The following is a 16,022-nucleotide window of genomic DNA, read 5'->3' on the forward strand; positions in this document are numbered from 1 at the left end:
CGTCGACGAGATTGTCGAGAACGACATTGGCGCGGGCGCGGGCGGCGGGCAGGTTGATGTGGGGCGCGTATTTGGTCGGCGCCTTGAACAGGCCGGCGAGCATCGCGGCTTCGGCGAGCGTCACGTCACGTGCCGACTTGTTGAAGTAGAAATGCGCGGCGCCGTCGACGCCGAAGGTGCCGCCGCCCATATAGGCGCGGTCGAGATACAGTTTGAGGATCTCGTTCTTGGTCAGGCGCCATTCCAGCCAGACCGCGAGGAAGGCTTCGTTGACCTTGCGCTCGATGGTGCGCTCGTTGCTCAGGAACAGGTTCTTGGCGAGCTGCTGGGTGATCGAAGAGCCGCCCTGGCGGACGCCGCCGGCCTGGGCGTTGGTGACGAGCGCGCGCGCGGTGCCGGCGATGTCGATGCCGAAATGCTCGTAGAAGCGGCGGTCCTCGGTCGCGAGCGTCGCCTTGATCAGCACGTCCGGAAAATCTTCCAACGGGATCGAATCGTTGTGCTTGATGCCGCGGCTGCCGATCGGGTTGCCGTAGCGGTCGAGGAAGGTCACCGCGAGGTCGGACTTCTTCAGCCAGTCCTCGTCCGCGGTCTCGCGGAAGGCGGGGATGGCGAGGGTCAGCATCACAACCAGGCCGCCGAGGCCCAGCGTCGCGGCCTCCGACAGCGGCTCGATGAACACCCAGCGCTTCCAACGCCCGACATAGAAGCGGTCCATGAAGGTCGAGTAGCGCTCGTAGAGCTCGCGGATGCCCTTGGCCGAGGAGAACAGCGAGGAGTCGATGCGCGCATCGAGGTCCAGGAAGAAATTCCGGATCCGGGCCTTCCAATGCGGTGGTATGATCTGGCGCACCTAGAACCCTTGCGGCTTGGTTCGAAAGCGTTCAAGCACCCGGCCGGGGGCGGCATCGAGACGTCTTGCGGGAGTGTTGCGGCAAACCCAAGGCGCCCGGCCAGCGACGGTGGGGACTCGCTGTTCCTTCTAGCCGAGCAGGGCCTATAAACCAATGGTCACGCTTGCGATTTTGAACAACAGGCCTAATTGACCCCGGTTCATTACGGGCCTCACGCGGGCGTTGCTTGCAGCCCCACGGCCGCACGCCCTAGATGGCACCAACCGTAGCTCTTTCGAACTTTTGTTGAGGCGCATGACCGCAGCTCCCAAACGACCTTCAGGCCAGGAAGGATTCTTCTGGAAAACCAAGACGTTGGAAGAGATGTCGGGGCCCGAATGGGAGAGCCTGTGCGACGGCTGCGGCCGCTGCTGCCTGAACAAGCTCGAGGAAGATGGCACCGGCGACATCTATTTCACCCATGTCGGCTGCAAGCTGCTCGATGGGGTGACCTGCGGCTGCAAGGACTACGCGAATCGTTCCGACAAGGTTCCGGACTGCGTCCGCCTGACCCCGGCCAATGTCCGCACCCTGAACTGGCTGCCGCCGAGCTGCGGCTACAAGCTTGTTGCGGAAGGCCGCGACCTCTATTGGTGGCATCCCCTGGTGTCAGGCGATCCCGACACCGTGCATGACGCGGGCGTCTCCGTACGCGGACGGGTCGAAGGCAGCGAGGTCGAGATTCCGGACGATGAGCTCGAGAACCACATCGTGCAGTGGCCGGCGCAGCTGCCAAAACGGGCGCGCCTGAAGCGACGTCCGAAGGACTGATCCGCCGCACCAGGTAGATCACGTCCTCGCGATGGCCGTGGGGTGGGATGCTCCCATGCGCCGCGGTGCCTGCCTGAGAAGAACTTTGCGGTCTACATTGACTGCATAGAACGAATCCTTCGCGGTGTTGCGCCGCCTCATGGCTTCCGGTCGAGATGAACAAGTTCGAGCGGCAGAGCAGTTCTGCCGACACCCAGACATTGCCCGACGACATCGCCGAGGAATTGTCGCGCCTTCCGAGCGAGGTCTTGAGCGTCGATGACGCTCCTTCGCTCGCGCCGCCGGCGCCGCTGTCGCAGGACGAGGTCCGCACCATCGTCATCAGCCTGATGTTGACGATGTTCCTGGCCGCACTGGACCAGACCATCGTCGCCACCGCGCTGCCGACCATCGGACGCCAGTTCCACGACGTCTCCAATCTCTCCTGGGTCATCACCGCCTATCTGCTCGCCTCGACCGCGGTCGCGCCGGTTTTCGGCACGCTCAGCGACATCTACGGGCGCCGTGTGATGATCATCATCTCGCTCAGCCTGTTCGTCGCGGGCTCGGTGCTGTGCGCGATCGCTCCGAACCTGCCGATGCTGATTCTTGCACGCGGTCTCCAGGGACTGGGTGGCGGCGGCATCATGCCGGTGGTGCAGACCGTGATCTCCGACGTCGTGAGCCCACGCGAGCGCGGCCAGTATCAAGCCTATTTCTCCAGCGTCTGGATGGTCGGCGGCATTCTCGGCCCGGTCATCGGCGGCGTGTTCGCCGAGCATCTGCACTGGTCGATGATCTTCTGGATCAATGTGCCGCTCGCGGCGGCGGCGATCGCGTTGCTGCTGCCCAGGATGAAGAAGATTCCGGTGTTCCACCGCAAGCGCAAGGTCGACTGGATCGGCGGCGTGCTGCTGATGGCCTCTGCCGTCGTCTTCATGCTGGTGCTGACCTGGGGGGGCACGCGCTTCCCGTGGCTCTCGCCCACCGTGCTTGCGATGGTGGGCGGCGCTGTAGCGCTCGCGGTCACCTTCGTGTGGCACGCGCGCCGGGCGGAAGAGCCGTTCCTGCCGCTGCCGCTGCTCGGAGGATCGGTTGTGCCGTTCGGGCTGACGGCCGGCGGTTGCGCGCTCGGTGCGATCACGGGCCTCACGGTGCAGCTGCCGCTCTATTACGAGGCGGTCTATCACCTCAGCGCCAGCGAAGCGGGCCTCGCGCTGATTCCGCTCGCGGCGGTCTCGACCTGCGGCGCGGCCATCGCTGGTCGCACCATGGCGCGGGCCAAGCACTACAAGCGGGTCGCCATCGTAGGAACGTCCTGGGCAGCGCTGTGCGGCCTCGGCCTCACGTTGACGACGTTGCCGCTCTGGGCGCTGCTGACGCTGATGGCTGCGTTTGCGCTTGGCCTCGGCACCACCTTTCCGGTCTGCGTCGTCTCGGTGCAGAATTCGGTCGCCCGTCCGCAGGTCGGCACCATCACGGGCGCGTTGAACTTCTTCCGCTCGCTTATGTCCTCGTTCACGGTTGCGGCGTTCGCGGCCATCCTGCTCATCGCGCTCGGTGCCGACGTTCCGCTCGCCGGCGAGCATCACGGCGCCGTCAATGCGATCCCCGCGGACGACATGCGGCATGCGTTCCGCTACGTCTTCGGCGCCGCCACCGCGCTGATGGCTGGCGCCGCGCTCTGCCTGATCATGATGGAGGAGCGGCCGCTGGCCGGTCCGTCCACGACGCAACCCGTCGAGATGGCGGAATAAGAACCGCTAGCCGCGGCGTCCGTCCGGAAAGCTGCTGCTTCGCGGCAATCGAATCGTGAACTCGGTGAACGCGCCGGGCTCCGTCGCGACGTCGATTGTGCCGCCGTGCTGCTTCACCACGATATCGTGGCTCATCGACAATCCGAGGCCGGTGCCTTCGCCGGCCGGCTTGGTGGTGAAGAACGGATCGAACATCTTTTCCTTCACCTCGTGCGGAATGCCGGTGCCATTGTCGCGGATGCGGATCTCGATACTGTCGCCCCGGTCGCGTGTCGCGGCGATCACTACCGGCTCGTAATCGGCGGCGCCGTCATCCGACTTGCGCTTGGCGACCGCGTGGAAGCCATTCGAGATTAGGTTCAGCAGCACCCGGGTGATCTCCTGCGGAAACACTTCCGCTTGTCCGGCCGCCGGATCGAGCTCGCGCTTCAGCGTCACGTCGAACTGTGGCTTCTCGGCGCGGGCGCCGTGATAGGCGAGGTTGAGGCTCTCCTCGACCAGTGCGTTGATGTCGCTCAGCCGATGCTCGCCGCCGCCCTCGCGGGAATGCAGCAGCATGTTCTTGACGATGGAGTCGGCGCGCCTGCCATGCTGCACGATCTTCGCGAGATTGTCCTTCAACAGTCCGGTCAGCTCGTCGACCTCGCTACGAACGTCGTCCGCGAGCGGGACAGGCGCGAGCGCCGCGTTCAGCTCGTCCGTCAGCTCGGCGGAGAGCGATGCAAAGTTGTTGACGAAGTTGAGCGGGTTCTTGATCTCGTGCGCGATGCCGGCGGTGAGCTGGCCGAGCGAAGCCAGCTTCTCGGTCTGGACCAGCCGGTCCTGGGCAGCGCGCAAATCGTCGAGCGATTTGGCGAGGTCCCGGGTGCGGTCCTGCACCTCGTTGAACAGGCGCGTGTTCTCGATGGCGATCACGGCCTGGTCTGCAAAGGTCTTGAGCAGGGCGATCGCCTTGTCCGGGAAAGGACCGGCCTCCGGCCGCGTCACGCCGATGGTGCCGATCGCGACGCCGTCGCGTAGCATCGGGATCACGAGGATGCTGCGATAGCCTCGCGTCCGCGCCAGCTCTCTCATGGCGTCCGTGAGGTCGGGCTCGTTCTGCATGTCGCTGCGGAATGCGAACTCTCCGCTTCTTGCCACCCGGCTGTGAATGCCGGATGCCGACAGCGGCACCGGGAACGAATTGAGCAGCTCTTCATTGCCGGCTTCGTTGTCGGTGCTGAAGGCGGCCAGGTGCAGCAGGTCGTCGATGACGCGCGTGACGGTGGAGGAATGTCCGCCGACCAGGGACTTGGCGCTGTCGGAGATCGCCTGGAACACCGGCGTCACATCCGCGGGCGAGGCCGCGATCACCTTGAGGATGTCGGCGGTCGCGGTCTGCCGTTCCAGCGCTTCCCTCGTGGTGTTGAACAGGCTGACATTCTTGATCGCAATCACCGCTTGGTCAGCGAAGGTCTGCAATAGCCGCACGTGATGCTCGCCGAACGCGCCGGTCGCGCGCCGCGTGGCGATGATGACGCCGATCGCCGCGCCGTCGCTCATCAAGGGCGCGAACAGCATGCTGCGGTAGCCCCGGGCGCGCGCGATGTCGCGGGCTGCGGGTTCGACTTCGGTGTCGGGCAATTGCGCCGCCACACCATTGGCCACGAGCCGGTAGGGCGGGAACTGCGCGAATGGCACCGGGAACGAGGCCTGCAGCACGCGATCGCCGGCCGGATCGGTCGGCGTGAACGCCGCAAGGTGCGCCGCGCCCCCAATGTAGCGCAGCACCGCGGTGGAGAAGCCGCCGATCAGCCGGTTGGCATTGGCCGCGATGGCGTCGAACACCGGCTGTACGTCGGACGGCGAGGCGGCCATCACTTTCAGAATGTCGGCGGTGGCGGTCTGACGCTCCAGCGTCTCGCGTGTCTCGTTGAACAGGCGCGCATTCTCGATCGCGATCACTGCCTGATCGGCGAAGGTCTGGAGCAGCTGGACGTGGTCGGCTGCGAACGCGCCGGGCTCGGCGCGCGTGACGCTGATCATGCCGACTGGCGTCGCCCGATTCATCAGGGGCATGAACAGCACGCTGCGGAAGCCGCGCAGCCGCGCAAGGTTCCGATTCAGCTCCGGGACCTCCGCGGCTTCGCTATCGGGAAACTGGATCGTCTCGCCGCCACGCACCAGCGCAAAGGTCGGAAAGTCGGCAATCTTGCGCGGGAACGACGCCTTGAGCCCTTCGTCCGCCTCGGGGCTCGTTGGTGTAAACGCCACGAGGTGGAGCTCGTCCTCGATGAACTGAAGCACGGTGGCGGAGAAGCCGCCGAGCAAGCGCCGGGAGCTGGACGCGATCGCCTCGAAGACCGGCCGGGCATCGGACGGAGAGGCCGCGATGGTGCGCAGAATCCCGGCGCTGGCGTTCTGACGATCGCGCGCAATCGCGAGCTCGCTGCGAAGCTGCGCGTTCTCGGCTGTGGCCGCCTGCAACAGGCGTTTAAATTCCGCGATGTCGTTGGAAGGGGCGGTCATTCGCAATCCGGCTTGATGCCGCGACAAGCGCGGCACCGAGGCGGATTATCACATCTCCTGCGGCCGGAGCCAGCCTCCGCGACAGCGAGTTTTGCTGCCGGAATCCGGCCCGCTTCACGTGCCCGGCCGCGACACCTCGGTCTCCTTGCTGGTGATGAACTCCAGCAGCACGGGAACGCCTTCCTGCGTCTTCTGGATGCCGCGCCTGATCGCGGGGGTGATGTCCTCAGGTCTCGTCACCCGCTCTCCATAGCCGCCGAAGGCGCGCGCCATCGCGGCGTAGTCTCCGGAAATGTCGGTCGAGCGATATTTCTCGGTCGAGACCGGCATCACCTTCAATTCGATCGCCATTGAAAAATTGTTCAGCAGGATCGACATGATCGGGATGCGCTCGCGTACCGCGGTCTCGAAATCCATGCCGGTGAAGCCGATCGCGGCGTCGCCCCAGACATTGATGCAGAGCTTGTCAGGCTTTGCGAGCTTTGCGCCCATGGCCAGCCCAAGGCCGTAGCCGAGTTGCGTCGTCTTGCCCCAGCCAAGATAGGTGAGGGGCTCGACCGACTTCCAGAACGGCGAAAGCTGGTCGCGGGGGCTGCCGGCATCGTGGGTGATGATGGTGTTGCGGATGTCGACGGTATGTTGCAGGTCCCACAGCACGCGATAGGGGCTCAAGGGCGCATCATTGCTGGTGAGCTTCGGCATCCATTTCGCCAGCCACTCCTTGTGCGAAGCCGCGATCTCGGCTGCCACCGCCGACGCGTCGCGATCCGCGCTGACGGTCTTGCCGATCTCCTCCAGCAGCGCGTCGAGCACAAGCCCGGCATCGCCGACGAGGCCAATCCTGGCTTCCACGTCCTTGTTGAGATGGTTCGGATCGAGTGTGGAGTGGATGATGGTTTTGTCTTTGGGCATCGCGATGCCGAAGCTTGTTTCAGTGAAGGAGCAGCCGATGCCGAAAATGAGGTCGGCCTCAGCCAGAAACTTCGGCACGGCGCGCGGCACCGCAAGGCCGCCGGAGCCGAGCGAGAGCGGATGCGTTTCCGGGAAGGACGATTTGCCCCCAAGGCTGGTCGTGACGGGAATGGCGAGCCGTTCGGCCAGCCGCTTCAGTTGTGGCCACGCCTGGGCGTAATGCACGCCCTGGCCGGCATAGATCGCCGCGCGCTTGGCGTTGACGAGCAGGTCGGCCGCCTCCTTCATATGAATGGGATCCGCGCCGTAGCGGGTGCGCAGCACAGGCGTGTAGTTCAGCGGCTCCGGCACCTCCTCGTTCCACATGTCCGCAGGGATCTCGACGATCACAGGGCCGCCGCGGCCGTTCTTCAGCTTGGTAAAGGCGCGGCGAAAAATGTTGGCGACTTCCGCGGCCAGGATGATCGGCTCCGACGATTTCGAAAACGCCTTCATCGCCTCGCTGGAATTGAAGTTCGGCTCGATATGCGCAAGCCTGCGCTGATAGCCCATTGGCAGCACCAGTACGGGAACGGATTCGCCGTAGCATTGCGCAACGCCGCCCATCGCATTCTCCGCACCGGGGCCATGCTGCATGCAGAACGCGCCGATCGAGCGTCCCGATGTCACCCGCGAGATCGCATCCGCCATGTGGATGCCGACGCGCTCCTGCCGCACCATCACCGGCCGGATATCGGCCTTGGCCGCATGCTCGATCAGATGGTTGACCGGATAGCCGCAGAGGATCCCGATCCCCTCGCGCTTCATGATTTCCGCAATCGCGGTGCCGAGCTTCATGGCGTCTCTCTCCCTGGCGTAGGCCGGTTGCTCCGGCCGATTAGGGGAGAGAGGATCAGGAAATCCGGGGAGGGTAAAGCGCGGACGATGAGAGTCGCGGTGGGTCAGCTATGCAGCGAGTGCCATAGCCCGGATGGAGCGCAGCGCAATCCGGGGCCGTTCCACCCGGATAGACCAGTGACGAATTTCGCTGCGCTCCATCCGGACTACGACCGCTACTTGCAGCTTTGGCAGATCATCAGCTTGCGTTTCAGCGACTCGTCTTCTTGATCGATCAATTGCTCAGCGGCGCCTTTCGCACCCGGATCGGCCCTGGAGCCCTTCGCATTGCGTGACCTCACAGGCGGGACTACCTGGCTCGAGGTGTCGTTGCCGTCGCCGATACCTACGCTGAAGCCATCGTAGTCGGCAGCTGGGTTCGGCGCCGATGGAAGCCCGCCGATCACCGGCGGCGAAGCTTCTCTGATGGATGCTGCCGGCGGAGGTCTGGAAGTTTTGGCGCCCGCATGCGGCGGCGATGCATTGGGCGGAGAAAGCGAAACCGACGGCGCGGCCGAAGTCTGCCCTCTCGCGCTGTCCTGCGACCAGACGCCAACAAAGATGAGGCTGAAAGCCAAGAGCATCACGCTTCTCATCCGCATCCTTCAAGCCGCCGTGGTTCGTCGATTGACAGTGTGAAGCGTATCAGGACCCGCATGGTCGTCAAAGCGCCGCAGCCCGGATTTCGCTACCGGGAATATAGTTCACAAAGCGTGACCGGCCCGCCGCGCACCAAGCCAGGCCCTGTCAAGTCAAAGAGGAATTTAACGCTTGCGCCCTAACTTGCGCTCGCCATGAGTGACCAGGTCGTCCACAGCGAGGTTCAACCGTTTTCGGCGCGTGCGGCGCTTCCCTGGCTGGTGAGCCTTGGCGTCTATGGCCTGCTGCTGATCCTTGGACCGCGGCTGCTCAATGATCCCGACAGCTATTCCCACATCGAGGTCGGGCGCTGGATCATCGCGCATGGCACGCTGCCAGCGACCGACCCATTTTCCTTTTCGAGGCACGGCGCTCCCTGGATCACCTTCGAATGGCTCTCGGAGGTGATCTACGCCGCAGCCTACGCGCTCGCCGGCTGGCCAGGCGTCCTCGTCGTCGGCGCCGCGGCGATAGCGCTCGCCTTTGGCCTGTTCACCTTCTTCCTGCTGCGCGAGCTTTCGCCGACCCAGACGCTGCTCATGGTGATCGTGGCCGTCATCCTCTTGGCGCCGCATATGCTGGCGCGGCCACATGTACTGGTGCTGCCGCTGATGGTGACCTGGGCGGCGGCCCTGGTACGCTGCATGGATTGTCGAGGGCCTCCGCCGTACTGGGCCCTTCCGCTGCTGGTCGTGTGGGCCAATCTGCACGGCAGTGTGGTGCTGGCGCTTGGACTGATCGGCCCTGCAGGGCTCGAGGCGCTGCTCTGCGAGGAGCGTAGTGAATGGCCACGCGTATTCCTGCGTTGGCTGCCGTTCACGGCGCTTGCGGTCGCGGCGTCCTGCCTGACCCCCTACGGGCCGGAACCGCTGCTGATGCCGCTGACCACGCTCGGCCTCGGCCCCGCGCTCGGTTGGATCGCGGAATGGCGGCCGCAGGATTTCAGCCATATAGGCTTCTTCGAGCTGTTGCTGCTGGCCGGGATCTTCGCGCTCTCGCGCGGCGTGACGCTGCCGGTGGTCCGGGCCTTGGTCGTGATCGGCTTGCTGCATTTCGCGCTGGCCCAGATCCGCAATGCGGATCTGCTGGCCATGCTGGCGCCGCTCTATCTGGCGGCTCCGCTGGGGCGAAAGTTCGGCGGACCGATTGGGAAAGATGCGGCCGGCTCGTCGCGCCGCCTGAACCTGGCCGCCCTCGGTGTGTTGATTGCGGTGAGCGGGGCGACGCTGGCCCGTGATATACGGCCGGCTCCGGCCATCACCCCTCAGGCTGCCATCGCTGAAGCCAACCTCGCCGCAGCGGGGCACGTGCTCAACGATTATACCTTCGGTGGCTATTTGATCTTTGCCGGCATTCCCACCTTTATCGACGGTCGCGGTGAACTGTACGGGGGAGCGTTCATCAACCGCTACAATCGCGCCCTGGCGCTCGTCGATCTCGGCGACTTTCTCAGATTGCTCGACGAATACAGCATCGGCGCGACGTTGCTCGCGCCGGGGACGCCGGCTATAGCGATGCTGGACCGGCTGCCCCAATGGCAGCGCGTCTACAGCGACGACGTGGCGGTCGTGCACAAGCGGCGAGATATACCGCAAAGATAGATCAAGCGGTCCCGTAGGCGGCGTATTGGCCGCCGAGCGGCACGCCGCTCAGGGTCGCTTCGAGACGCCGCGACGGCTTGGTGTCGCAGGGCAGCAGCAGGAAATGGCGCGCACCGATCTCGCGCAAGCCGCCGGCAGCCATCAATTTTCGGGTTGTGCCGGCCCCGAGCAAGACGGCGTCCCGGTCGAACTCACAACGCGCGACGGCAAGACGGGTCAGCGGGTTGTACGGATTGTGCTCGATGACGCAGACGAGTCCACCGGGGCGCGTCACGCGCCGCATCTCCGCGATGAATTGCGCCCATTCCGTTGGCACGAGATGGTGCATCACGCAGACGGCCGTGACCAGATCGAAGCTGGCATCGTCGAAAGGAAAGGTGCGGCCGTCGAACTCACGGTAGTCGACCCTGCCGTTGTCAGCGCGCGCCTGCGCCAGGCTGGCCGACGAGACGTCGATGCCGCTCAAGCGGCCGACCATGCCGTGCAGCAGTGGATGAAGGCTGCCTACGCCGCAGCCGACGTCCAGCATGTCGGGCCTCTCCGTGTCGAGCCGCTGCGCGATCAGGTTGCCCAGCAGATCGGCCTTGGCGCGCATGAAGAAATGATGCGGCAAGCCGGAGAAGTCGATCGAGGATTGGACCACGTCACGGTAGTTGTCGTGATAGCCGTCGAAGAGCTCGGTCATGCGCTGTGTCACTCGTTGACGGCGTGGATCGCGGGTGCGGCTGCCGCCTCGTTGCGGTCGAAGCCAGCGCGGGTCTGCACCACGTAGAGCGGTCGACGTTTCACCTCGGCATGGATGCGGCCGACGTAAAGCCCCACGATACCCGTCATCAGCATGTTCATTCCACACAGCAGGGACATGACGACCATCGTCGAGGACCAGCCGGTCACGAGATGACTATCGTTGCTGAGCCACAACAGGATCACCCAGCCGCCATAGAGCAGTGCCAGACCTGAGACCGTCAATCCGCACCAGATTGCCAGGCGCAAGGGCAGATCGGAAAAGCCGAGCGCGGCGTTCATCGCGAGCCGCAGCATCTTGAACAGCGGATATTTGGTCTCGCCCGCTGCTCGCTCGAGGCGGTGGAAGGTGACCTCCGCCTGCCGGAAGCCGAGCCAGGCGATCATGCCGCGTACGAAGCGGTCCTGCTCCGGCATCTGCCGAAGCGCGTCGAGCACCTTGCGATCGATCAGGCGGAAGTCGCCGACGTCGGCGGGGATGCCGACCGAGGACATCCTGCCGAGAAGCCGGTAGAACAGATGCGCGGTCGCGCGCTTGAATCGGCTTTCGCCGTCGCGCGACAGGCGGCGGGCGTGGACGATGTCGTTGCCTTCCTGCCATTTTGCGATCAATTGCTCGATCACTTCGGGCGGATCCTGCAAATCGGCATCCATGACGATGATCGCTTCACCTTGCGCGGCGTCCATGCCGGCGGTGATGGCGATCTGATGCCCGAAATTTCGCGACAGGCCGATATAGCGAAAGCGCGGGTCGCGCGTGGCGAGTGCCTGTAGCACGATCGAGCTGGAATCGCTGCTGCCGTCGTCAACGAAGATCGCCTCTGCCGGCCCGTCGAGCCGGGACAAGACGAGGTCGAGCCTGCGCAGCAGCACCGGCAGCACGGCTTCCTCGTTGAACACGGGGATGACGAGGCTGTAGCGGATCGACTGGAAATTGGCCGCCATGCGAGAGAGTCCAACTCGTTGCAGGAGCGGAAGTCTATGCCGGCGGTGGTTAAGGTCGCCTTGCCACAACCATTAAGGATATGGGGCACCGCGGTGGCTTCCAAAAGGCGGGTGCAGATGGTGATGCCCGATTAACCACGCTGGGCAGCCGCGGCTTCGGCCTAGGACTTGCGGTCTAGGACTTGCGGCGGATCTTGTAGAGAACAAATCGCTCAGAGGTGTCCAGCGCTTCCAGCAGATCCGGCAGCGGGTTTGCGGCTCGCGGCCCGAGGACATAGAGATAGTCGAAGTCCTGATGCCAGGTGCGGACGAACGGCGGAACGCCTGCCGGCGGCCGGCTTGCCGCAATCGCGGTAAGCACGCCCAGCGGCACCGGCCCCCCGTAGGGAATGGCAAGACGGCGCACGTCCTCGCGTGGCCGCACGGGCTGCTTGCCCGCTTCCGTGAATAGATTGGGCACGAACGCGTTGGCATAGTGCACGGCCAGCGTAGGTGCATAGTACATCGGATATGAGGTGAGGTCGGCGAAGGGCGGGTCTCCATTGTCGTCCGTGCTGGCGACGAGGATGCGCGAGCCGCGATCGATCTTGTGGAACGACTCGACGATGGCCGCATAGTCGGTGCGGTAAGGCAGCCACACCGTGAGCACGACGGCGAGATTGATCAGTATGACGCCACTGATCGCGGCGAGCGCTGCCATTCTCCACGCCCGGCTGGGCAGCGTCAGCGAGCAGAAGGCCGGCAGGATCAGAGCCGCAGCGGGAATGACGCGCAGGTCGACGAACGAGGTTCCGAACAGCTTCGAGGGAATGACGACGTAGAGCAGCGCGAAGCCGATCGCGAGCCAGGTCCCGGCTGTTTCGAGCTTGAGGACGCCGCGTCTTGCGGCGAAGAACAGCGAGACCATCAGCGTAAGCCCGGTCGCCGCTGCGATTGTCAGATTGTAACCGTTCATGATGCGCAACGGCCAGATCGGCTTGAATCCGATGAACCAGCTCGTTCCTTCGCTTCCGATCGATCCCGCGGTCATGCGCATGATCCCAAAGAGGGCAAGCGCCGGTATGGCCAACGCGCCGAGCCGCGCGGCGGCGACCCCGTACGACCTTCGCCCATGGCGGATGCGCGAGAGCTCGTAGACGCCGAGCGTCGCGCCATAGACGCCGAGGGAGAAGAAATGTGCTGCAAACAGCGCAGCGACGAAGACCATGTTGACGACGAAACGCAGTGGCCATGGGCGCTCCGCGAGCATCAGATAGACGGCGATGCCGCAAAGAGCGAGGCCCAGTCCGAACTCGAAATTCACGAAGCCCCAGCTGAACGGCAGACAATAAAGGAAAGCGAGCGCCGCAAAGCCGGCGAGATGGACCCGTCCCTTCCGGGCCCATTCGAGCAAAAGCGCGCCTCCGACGATCAGCAATTGGCTCAGGAGCAGAAACAGGCGCGTGGCGTTCTCGACGTTGATCAGCCGCGCCATTTGCGGGACCAGCAGATCCATTCCAAGGTTGGGATAGAATGCCCAGGCCACTTCGTAATACGGATTGGCATTGGGAGTGCCGTTCTGGCTCAGAATGTACATCCGGGCGAGATGATTGGGATAGTCGACCATCGCGGGGATAGCGGTCAGCAGCACCGGAAGAAACGACAGGGCCGCCAGGACAGCAAGAACGCTGATCGGCGTCGATCGGTCCGAGCCAAGACGAGCCCAGATTGTCGAGGTCGGCTTGTCGGAAGGAATCATGTCATAGGGCCGCTAGAGTTTGAGCTTACGCTCTACGACAGCGCAACCGCGCGACACAACGCCAATAATGCGAACTTCGCGAAAATCAAACTGGGGTCGCCGCCGCATCGGAAGGAGGAGCCTATCATCCGGCGCGCTGCACGCGGATTCGTGCTGATGCGATTGCGGCGCGCCGGCTATGCCGGCTACTTCATCGCCGCGCTGATCGAGTTGAATTTGCTGCTCAGGAGTGCGCTGCCCGTGTTGTTCACGGCCGTGATGATCGCGAACGCGATGCCGGTGGCGATCAGACAATACTCGATGGCGGTGGCACCATTTTCGTCGGCAAGAAATGACTTGAGCAAAGTCATCGTCAACTCCTGTTCATCCGTCCAACCTAGGCCGGTGCCGTTTTCGGAATGGTAAATTGATTCACTAAGTTTTCGTGAGCGCGCCAAAACGCAGGGCGGATGGTCCTCACCTGCCGTTTGATATGGTGACATCGATTGACTTAAGGTTTCGTCACCCAATTCGGACGCATTTGGCGATGTCGTCATCCCGTCTCAGGACGAGATCTGGCGTTCCGGTGCGGCCTTGCTGGAGCGTTTCAGCACTATCGCCAGACGTCCGACCAGATAGCTGACCACGGACGGCTGCGCTCGCGCGGAGCTGCCGGCCAGGCTTTCTTCCTCGGCCGCGTCGTTGACGATGCCGATGTAATTCTTTCTGGCGTCCTGCTGCTTCACGAGCCTGCAACCCCGAGTTCAATCGAGGGGCGACGATGCTGCGCTGAGCGGGAAGCGTCGGTTAATTTTGTCTTCCGTAGGATTACGTGCCCTCCGGCCGCAGGCAGACGCTGAAAGCGCGGCTTGACTTAACGGATTGTTGAGCCTGTTCTCGAGCGGGGCGCCCGGCTCACTCGCGCCGACCGTCCGCATTCAGCGCCCGCAACACCGCGATGCGGGCGAACATCATCCAGCCGCCGCCGGTCTCGGCCGCGTTGATCAGGGTTTCGATCGCGGTCTGCCAGTGGCTCGCATCCTGCGTATCCTCGGGCAGTCGCATGATGTGATCGGCAGCTTCTTGCAGCGTCCGCAGCTTGCGCCCGCCACGTAACGAGATGGGTTCGTCGAACGCGGTCGACCAGGGCATGTCAGGTCGGCCGATCGACGAGGGGCAGCATCACGGCGTCGGCGCTGTGCGATGCCGCTAGCCGGCCTTCTTCGCCCGGGCCGGCGCGCGCACCGGCTTGTCCGCCTTTTTGGGAGCGGCTTTCGCAGCAGTGTCCTTGCCGCCCTTGCCGGTGATCGGCAGCAGCATCTCACGCTGGCCTTCGACGCGCTTCTTCGGCTTCTTGCCCTTGACGGCGTCCTTGGTCACGTCCTTGGCCACCTTCGCCGCGGGGCCTGCGTCCTTCTCGTTCGCGATGCTCTTCTTCAGCGCGTCCATGAGGTTGATAACGTTGCCGCTGGTCTTGGGCGCGGCCTTTGCTGCGATGGGCGCGCCGCTGCGCTTCTTGTTGATGAGGTCGATCAGTGCGGTCTCGTAATGGTCCTCGAACAGCTCAGGCTCGAACGCGCCGGACTTCTTCTCGACGATGTGCTTTGCAAGGTCGAGCATGTCCTTGGTCAGCTTCACGTCCTGGATGTCGTCGAAATAGTCCTTCTCGCCGCGCACCTCGTAGGGGTAGCGCAGCAGCGTCCCCATCAGGCCGCTCCCGAGCGGCTCCAGCGCGATGATGTGCTCGCGGTTGGTCAGCACCACGCGGCCGATCGCGACCTTGTCCATGCTCCGGATCGTCTCGCGGATCACCGCAAATGCGTCGTGGCCGACCTTGCCGTCGGGCACGAGATAGTAGGGGCGGATCAGATAGCGGCTGTCGATGTCGGTCTTCGGTACGAACTCGTCGATCTCGATCGTGTGGGTGGACTCCAGCGCGATGTCGTCGAGCTCGTCCTTGGTGACCTCGATATAGGTGTCGGTGTCGACCTTGTAGCCCTTGACGATGTCCTCCGAAGTCACCTCGTCACCGGTCTCGGCGTCGACCTTGAGGTACTTGATCCGGTGGCCGGTCTTGCGGTTTATCTGGTTGAACGAGACTTTCTCGGTATCCGAAGTGGCCGGATAGAGCGCGACCGGGCAGGTCACGAGCGACAAACGCAGAAAACCCTTCCAATTGGCGCGGGGGGCCATGGGCTACTCCAAACGCAACGGGGACAGAAGACGAAGATACCATCGGGGAACACCGAATCATAGCAAGGCGGATCGCTGAATCTTGCAACTGCGTTAATCGGCCGCCCGGCGCGCGGTTGCAGCCCGATCCGGCTGCAAAAACCGGAACATCATATCCGATCATGCGTTGCCACTGGACATTCGCCGCGAGGAGTCGCGGCCATCCGATGCGACGGCCAGAAATTGAGGTCACCATGGCAACCACGCGAGACCAACGTCAGATCGTGGAAACTCCGACGGAGGCGCGCCAGGGCGAGCCTGGGCCGTCGGTGGCGGCGCTGCTCGCCATATCAACCGGGCTCGCGATCCTGATCCTCGCGGTCATCTGGTTCGTGTTCTTCCGGACCTGATCGGCAGATCGACCGGACGGTTTGCACCTTCCGACTCGCCGCGTAACGCGGCACATTGCGCCCGCCATGCCGTCGGTTCGTCCGGTGGCATGGCGGGG

The 16,022-nt window shown here is 64.0% G+C and carries 16 protein-coding genes; 4 read left to right on the top strand and 12 right to left on the bottom strand.

Annotated elements, in window-relative coordinates:
• On the bottom strand, window positions 1–853 hold an 853-nt coding region (locus IVB32_RS35530; RefSeq protein ID WP_247412882.1), incomplete at its 3' end, for a transglycosylase domain-containing protein.
• Between the two features lie 295 nt (window positions 854–1,148).
• Between IVB32_RS35530 and IVB32_RS35535 the strand changes: the two genes are divergently transcribed.
• Both IVB32_RS35535 and IVB32_RS35540 read left to right on the top strand, forming a co-directional pair.
• Window positions 1,149–1,664: a YcgN family cysteine cluster protein gene (locus tag IVB32_RS35535; protein WP_026233606.1), complete on the top strand. Its 516-nt coding sequence runs from the start codon at window positions 1,149–1,151 to the stop codon at window positions 1,662–1,664.
• 155 nt (window positions 1,665–1,819) lie between these two features.
• Window positions 1,820–3,400 carry an MDR family MFS transporter gene (locus tag IVB32_RS35540; protein ID WP_018458540.1) on the top strand — a complete coding sequence of 527 codons (1,581 nt, stop codon included), beginning with the start codon at window positions 1,820–1,822 and terminating at the stop codon, window positions 3,398–3,400.
• A 6-nt stretch (window positions 3,401–3,406) separates the two neighbouring features.
• Here the strand turns inward: IVB32_RS35540 and IVB32_RS35545 are convergent, their stop codons facing one another.
• The 4 genes from IVB32_RS35545 to IVB32_RS35560 form a co-directional block, all read right to left on the bottom strand.
• Entirely contained in the window at window positions 3,407–5,908 is a 2,502-nt protein-coding gene (locus IVB32_RS35545) for a GAF domain-containing protein (RefSeq protein WP_018458541.1), read from the bottom strand.
• Window positions 5,909–6,022: 114 nt separating this feature from the next.
• Complete coding sequence (locus IVB32_RS35550; protein ID WP_018458542.1) at window positions 6,023–7,657, bottom strand: thiamine pyrophosphate-requiring protein; 1,635 nt, start codon at window positions 7,655–7,657, stop codon at window positions 6,023–6,025.
• A gap of 215 nt (window positions 7,658–7,872) precedes the next feature.
• Entirely contained in the window at window positions 7,873–8,292 is a 420-nt protein-coding gene (locus tag IVB32_RS35555; protein WP_026233607.1) for a hypothetical protein, read from the bottom strand.
• Between the two features lie 168 nt (window positions 8,293–8,460).
• Window positions 8,461–8,661 carry a hypothetical protein gene (locus IVB32_RS35560; RefSeq protein WP_247412884.1) on the bottom strand — a complete coding sequence of 67 codons (201 nt, stop codon included), beginning with the start codon at window positions 8,659–8,661 and terminating at the stop codon, window positions 8,461–8,463.
• A gap of 78 nt (window positions 8,662–8,739) precedes the next feature.
• Here IVB32_RS35560 and IVB32_RS35565 point away from each other — a divergent pair, with 78 nt between their 5' ends.
• Complete coding sequence (locus IVB32_RS35565) at window positions 8,740–9,936, top strand: hypothetical protein (RefSeq protein WP_247412886.1); 1,197 nt, start codon at window positions 8,740–8,742, stop codon at window positions 9,934–9,936.
• A gap of 1 nt (window position 9,937) precedes the next feature.
• Here IVB32_RS35565 and IVB32_RS35570 read toward each other — a convergent pair whose 3' ends face one another.
• The 7 genes from IVB32_RS35570 to IVB32_RS35600 form a co-directional block, all read right to left on the bottom strand.
• Window positions 9,938–10,621, bottom strand: a complete 684-nt coding sequence (locus IVB32_RS35570) for a class I SAM-dependent methyltransferase (protein ID WP_018458546.1) — start codon at window positions 10,619–10,621, stop codon at window positions 9,938–9,940.
• Between the two features lie 8 nt (window positions 10,622–10,629).
• Complete coding sequence (locus tag IVB32_RS43235) at window positions 10,630–11,625, bottom strand: glycosyltransferase family 2 protein (RefSeq protein ID WP_018458547.1); 996 nt, start codon at window positions 11,623–11,625, stop codon at window positions 10,630–10,632.
• A 175-nt stretch (window positions 11,626–11,800) separates the two neighbouring features.
• Window positions 11,801–13,363, bottom strand: coding sequence for a hypothetical protein (locus IVB32_RS35580; RefSeq protein ID WP_018458548.1), 1,563 nt, complete (start codon window positions 13,361–13,363; stop codon window positions 11,801–11,803).
• A 185-nt stretch (window positions 13,364–13,548) separates the two neighbouring features.
• Window positions 13,549–13,713, bottom strand: a complete 165-nt coding sequence (locus tag IVB32_RS35585; protein ID WP_018458549.1) for a Flp family type IVb pilin — start codon at window positions 13,711–13,713, stop codon at window positions 13,549–13,551.
• 192 nt (window positions 13,714–13,905) lie between these two features.
• Window positions 13,906–14,088: a hypothetical protein gene (locus tag IVB32_RS35590; RefSeq protein WP_018458550.1), complete on the bottom strand. Its 183-nt coding sequence runs from the start codon at window positions 14,086–14,088 to the stop codon at window positions 13,906–13,908.
• Between the two features lie 169 nt (window positions 14,089–14,257).
• On the bottom strand, window positions 14,258–14,494 hold the full coding sequence (locus tag IVB32_RS35595) for a hypothetical protein (RefSeq protein WP_018458551.1): 237 nt from the start codon (window positions 14,492–14,494) through the stop codon (window positions 14,258–14,260).
• Between the two features lie 57 nt (window positions 14,495–14,551).
• Window positions 14,552–15,535 carry a Ku protein gene (locus IVB32_RS35600; protein WP_018458552.1) on the bottom strand — a complete coding sequence of 328 codons (984 nt, stop codon included), beginning with the start codon at window positions 15,533–15,535 and terminating at the stop codon, window positions 14,552–14,554.
• A gap of 233 nt (window positions 15,536–15,768) precedes the next feature.
• Here IVB32_RS35600 and IVB32_RS35605 point away from each other — a divergent pair, with 233 nt between their 5' ends.
• A complete protein-coding gene (locus IVB32_RS35605; protein WP_007593402.1) occupies window positions 15,769–15,924 on the top strand; it encodes a hypothetical protein in 156 nt (51 codons plus the stop codon).
• The last annotated feature ends 98 nt before the right edge of the window (window positions 15,925–16,022 follow it).

The sequence above is a fragment of the Bradyrhizobium sp. 23 genome (assembly GCF_023073295.1).
GTDB lineage: Bacteria > Pseudomonadota > Alphaproteobacteria > Rhizobiales > Xanthobacteraceae > Bradyrhizobium > Bradyrhizobium canariense_D.

Coding starts and splice junctions, on each gene's coding strand:
- IVB32_RS35560 (WP_247412884.1), bottom strand. CDS start 8,661: ATGCGCGATGATCCAGCGCCCGACCTCGATGTGGGAATAGCTGTCGGG.
- IVB32_RS35585 (WP_018458549.1), bottom strand. CDS start 13,713: ATGACTTTGCTCAAGTCATTTCTTGCCGACGAAAATGGTGCCACCGCC.
- IVB32_RS35580 (WP_018458548.1), bottom strand. CDS start 13,363: ATGATTCCTTCCGACAAGCCGACCTCGACAATCTGGGCTCGTCTTGGC.
- IVB32_RS35555 (WP_026233607.1), bottom strand. CDS start 8,292: ATGAGAAGCGTGATGCTCTTGGCTTTCAGCCTCATCTTTGTTGGCGTC.
- IVB32_RS35535 (WP_026233606.1), top strand. CDS start 1,149: ATGACCGCAGCTCCCAAACGACCTTCAGGCCAGGAAGGATTCTTCTGG.
- IVB32_RS35550 (WP_018458542.1), bottom strand. CDS start 7,657: ATGAAGCTCGGCACCGCGATTGCGGAAATCATGAAGCGCGAGGGGATC.
- IVB32_RS43235 (WP_018458547.1), bottom strand. CDS start 11,625: ATGGCGGCCAATTTCCAGTCGATCCGCTACAGCCTCGTCATCCCCGTG.
- IVB32_RS35545 (WP_018458541.1), bottom strand. CDS start 5,908: ATGACCGCCCCTTCCAACGACATCGCGGAATTTAAACGCCTGTTGCAG.
- IVB32_RS35595 (WP_018458551.1), bottom strand. CDS start 14,494: ATGCCCTGGTCGACCGCGTTCGACGAACCCATCTCGTTACGTGGCGGG.
- IVB32_RS35600 (WP_018458552.1), bottom strand. CDS start 15,535: ATGGCCCCCCGCGCCAATTGGAAGGGTTTTCTGCGTTTGTCGCTCGTG.
- IVB32_RS35570 (WP_018458546.1), bottom strand. CDS start 10,621: ATGACCGAGCTCTTCGACGGCTATCACGACAACTACCGTGACGTGGTC.
- IVB32_RS35605 (WP_007593402.1), top strand. CDS start 15,769: ATGGCAACCACGCGAGACCAACGTCAGATCGTGGAAACTCCGACGGAG.
- IVB32_RS35540 (WP_018458540.1), top strand. CDS start 1,820: ATGAACAAGTTCGAGCGGCAGAGCAGTTCTGCCGACACCCAGACATTG.